This window comes from Brevundimonas sp. DC300-4 (assembly GCF_049897365.1).
Taxonomy (GTDB): domain Bacteria; phylum Pseudomonadota; class Alphaproteobacteria; order Caulobacterales; family Caulobacteraceae; genus Brevundimonas.
This window is the reverse complement of the sequence record NZ_JAFCWC010000042.1, coordinates 1-1,264: the sequence shown is the minus strand read 5'-3', so window position 1 is coordinate 1,264 and position 1,264 is coordinate 1. Positions and strand designations below refer to the sequence as shown.

The window sequence follows — 1,264 nt, the reverse complement described above, 5'->3', positions numbered from 1 at the left end:
AAAAAAAGCCGCGCTCATCTTCGGAGCGGCCTCCCGGTGAAGTTCGGGTTCGTCGATGGGCATCGTCAGGTCTGGCCGGTTCGCGTGATGTGCGCGGTCCTCGGCCTGTCGGCCAGCGGCTACTACGCCTGGCGTGGCCGCCCCGAGAGCCAGAGGTCCGTTGCCAACCGCGCTCTGACCGAGGACATCCGCCTGATCCATGCCGAGAGCAGCGGCTGCTACGGCTCGCCGCGTGTCCACGCCACCCTGCGGCGGCACGGGCGTCGGGTCGGTCGATCCCGCGTGGAACGGCTGATGCGCCGTGCTGGTCTGCGGGGTCTGGCGGCCCTGCCGCGACGGGCCAGGACAACCGACAGCCGCCACGGCTATCCCATCGCGCCCAACCGGCTGGCCCGCAACTTCCAGGCGGCGGCCCCCAATCAGATCTGGCTCGCCGATCTGACCTACATCCCGACCGGCGAAGGCTGGCTCTACCTCGCCGCCATCCTCGACATGCACACCCGCAAGATCGTCGGCTGGTCCATGCGCCAGACCATGCACACCGAGATCGCCTTGGACGCCCTCAACATGGCCGTCGAACGCCAGCGGCCCGCGCCCGGTCTGATCCACCACTCCGACCGCGGGATCCAGTATGCCGCCGAGGCCTATCGCTCCGCCCTGACTCGATCCGGCATCACCCCGTCCATGAGCCGCAAGGGCGACTGCTGGGACAATGCCCCCATGGAGAGCTTCTTCCACACCCTCAAAACCGAGCGTGTCCATCACCGCATCTACGCCACCCGTGACCAGGCGCGGCGGGATCTGTTCGGATACATCGAGGGCTTCTACAATCCCCGTCGCCTGCACTCGTCACTGGGCTATATCAGCCCCGCCGAGGCCGAACGTAGAGCGGCTTAACCCCGTCCACTTTTGCGGGGGAAGATCACCCCCCCGTCCGCCCGGCGCCGTTCGATACACCGTGCTCGGTGCTACCCCGACTGCTACGCCTGACAACCTAAGCCACCTCATTCTTCACGACGGGGCTGGATTTGGCCGGGTGTGAGGGCTGGTTGGTGCTGGTGGGCACACTTTCGTCTTTTGGTGGAACCTTCGTCGCCACGCACTGCCTCAACAAACTCACGACTGGGGCGCTCCGATATGGCGTCGGGCTACTAGGCCCCCGCATCTGAAGGCTGTCTCGAACCCGTTGGAGCTTCCCAAGCTGCGACAACAGAGAGCTTCCCGCCACGGCGGCTCCCTGCCTTTTCTGATAGGTCATTTTCGA

1 protein-coding gene is annotated in these 1,264 nt (G+C 65.8%); it reads left to right on the top strand.

What is annotated here, in order from left to right:
* On the top strand, window positions 1-897 hold an 897-nt coding region (locus tag ACP7AZ_RS17765; protein ID WP_426039976.1), incomplete at its 5' end, for an IS3 family transposase.
* Window positions 898-1,264: the final 367 nt, after the last annotated feature.